The 2362-nt window shown below is 62.9% G+C and carries 3 protein-coding genes and 1 pseudogene; all 4 read right to left on the minus strand.

The features are described 5' to 3' along the window. A pseudogene (recR, locus tag HX846_RS32190) lies at positions 1 to 188 on the minus strand (recombination protein RecR); the annotation flags it as partial. A gap of 65 nt (positions 189 to 253) precedes the next feature. Continuing rightward, the gene (locus HX846_RS32195; protein ID WP_003219050.1) at positions 254 to 1288 is read right to left on the minus strand and encodes an NADP-dependent oxidoreductase; all 1035 of its coding nucleotides are present in this window, start codon (positions 1286 to 1288) and stop codon (positions 254 to 256) included. Between the two features lie 269 nt (positions 1289 to 1557). Then, positions 1558 to 1896, minus strand: a complete 339-nt coding sequence (locus tag HX846_RS32200) for a YbaB/EbfC family nucleoid-associated protein (protein ID WP_003193199.1) — start codon at positions 1894 to 1896, stop codon at positions 1558 to 1560. 43 nt (positions 1897 to 1939) lie between these two features. Then, on the minus strand, positions 1940 to 2362 hold a 423-nt coding region (locus tag HX846_RS32205; RefSeq protein WP_306173181.1), incomplete at its 5' end, for a DNA polymerase III subunit gamma/tau C-terminal domain-containing protein.

Genomic DNA, 2362 nt, shown 5'->3' on the forward strand with positions numbered 1-2362 from the left:
AGGGTGCGGCACTGGCGGCAGTGGCCAACCCCTTCCATCGCCTGGCTCAGGGCCTGGGCCAGTCGGGAGCCGCCGCTGCGATCACGCTCCAGCAGTTGCAGCGCCATGCGCTGGGCGGTTTTCTGACCCACACCTGGCAAAGTGCGCAGGGCGTCGATCAGTTGACGAATCAGGGGGCTGAAGCTCATGGGGAAAGGTCCGACAAAACAACGAGACGCGGTTTATACCCGCGCCTCGGATTAGCGTCAAATGCTCAATCTTGTGCGACCCGCACCACCAACTTGCCGAAGTTGCGCCCCTCCAGCAAACCGATAAAGGCTTCAGGTGCCTGCTCCAGGCCTTCCACCACGTCCTCGCGGAACTTGATCTTGCCATCCCGCACCCACGGCGCCATGGCACTGAGGAATTCCGGTTGGCGGTCGCCATAGTCGTCGAACACGATAAAGCCCTGGATCCGCACACGCTTGGTCAGCAAGGTACGTTGCAACGCCGGCAGCCGGTCGGGACCGCTGGGCGCTTCGTGGGCGTTATAGCCGGCGATCAGGCCACACAAGGGAATGCGCGCCTTGGCATTCAGCAGCGGCACGACCGCGTCGAATACCTTGCCGCCGACGTTTTCAAAGTAGATATCGATGCCCTTGGGGCAGGCCTGGGCAAGCTCCTCGGCAAAGTTGTCGCTCTTGTGATCGACACAGGCATCAAAGCCCAGCTCGTCCACCACATAGCGGCACTTGTCGGCGCCGCCCGCCACACCGACCACCCGCAGGCCCTTGATCTTCGCCACCTGGCCCACCACCGAGCCCACCGCACCGGAAGCGGCCGCCACCACCAGGGTTTCCCCGGACTTGGGCTGGCCGATATCGGTGAGGCCCATATAGGCGGTCATGCCGGGCATACCCAGCACACCCAGGGCCATGGACGGGCTGGCCAGTCCCTTCGGTACCGGGATCAGGTTGCGCCCATCGGAGATGCTGTGGCTCTGCCAGCCGGTGGAACCGACCACTAGGTCACCCACCTCGAACTTCGGATTGCGGGACTGTTCGATGCGGCTGACAGCGCCACCGGTCATCACTTCGTCGATTTCTACCGGTGCGGCGTAGGACGGCGCATCACTCATGCGCCCGCGCATGTAGGGATCCAGGGACAGGTAAAGGGTCTTCAGCAAAACCTGGCCGTCGGCCAGTTCCGGCAGCGCGACGCGCTCCAGGCGAAAGTTTTCCGGCACCGGTGCGCCGTGGGGGCGTGAGACCAGCACAATGCGCTGGTTGAGGGTCAATGCTTCGGACATCAGCGAGGCTCCTTCTATCGGTGATTGAATTCAACGGTATAGGGTGCAGACCCCAACACAGGGCCCAGGGTTCGACAAAACTCTCGCAGTAGCCGTTGTCGAGCGCCAGCGAGGCTACGTTAGCCGCACCGCTGCTTTCATGCCAGACGTGGGACCGAGTCGCTGCCGACGCAGCCTCGCTGGCGCTCGACAGCTGCTACGGGTATGGAAAATAGCCGGCCAAAAAAATGCCAGGCGCGGGGCCTGGCATTTTCGGTGCTGCTTGCCGATCAGAACGGCAGCTTCATGCCCGGTGGCAGTTGCATGCCAGCGGTCACGCCGGACATCTTGTCCTGGCTGTTGGCTTCGATCTTGCGCACGGCGTCGTTGACGGCCGCGGCAAACAGCGCCTCGAGCATTTCCAGGTCGTCTTCGCCGACGCCCGGCAATACGCTTGGGTCGATGCTCACGCGCTTGATGTCGTGACGACCGGTCATCACCACGCTGACCATATCGCCACCGGCTTTACCGGTGACTTCGGCGTTGGCCAGTTCTTCCTGCATCTTGGCCATCTTTTCCTGCATCTGCTGCGCCTGCTTCATCAGGCCGGCCATGCCACCTTTCATCATGGGAATCACCTCAAAAGTACGTGGATCAATTATTGGCCCCGGGTTATGACGCTTGGGGTACCGGGGCTTCTACAGGTTCAATAGTATCGTGCCGCACCACCGCGCCAAACTGCTGCATCATCTGCTGGATGAGCGGATCACCGTGGATCGACTCTTCAGCCTCGCGCTGGCGGTTGACCCGGCGACGGGACGCCGCCTGGGCCGGGGTTTCCTGCTCGGGCTTGATCAGCTCGATGCTGATGGTCAGCGTGCGCCCGTGGAAATGGTTCAGGGCATCGTTGAGCCGGCGCTGCTGGGTCGCGTTGAACAGGGCGCTGTGGGCCGGGTCCAGGTGCAGCAGCCAGTGGTCGCCATCAACGGCAATCAGGGTGCAGTTGGCGGCGATGCTGCCGGTCATGCCGGAGATCGGCAGTTTCGGGAACAGCTCCAGCCATTGCAACGCCAGGCCGGTGGCCGGCATCGCGGC

The organism is Pseudomonas sp. K5002, assembly GCF_013386655.1.
Classification (GTDB): domain Bacteria; phylum Pseudomonadota; class Gammaproteobacteria; order Pseudomonadales; family Pseudomonadaceae; genus Aquipseudomonas.

Coding starts and splice junctions, on each gene's coding strand:
- HX846_RS32195 (WP_003219050.1), bottom strand. CDS start 1,288: ATGTCCGAAGCATTGACCCTCAACCAGCGCATTGTGCTGGTCTCACGC.
- HX846_RS32200 (WP_003193199.1), bottom strand. CDS start 1,896: ATGATGAAAGGTGGCATGGCCGGCCTGATGAAGCAGGCGCAGCAGATG.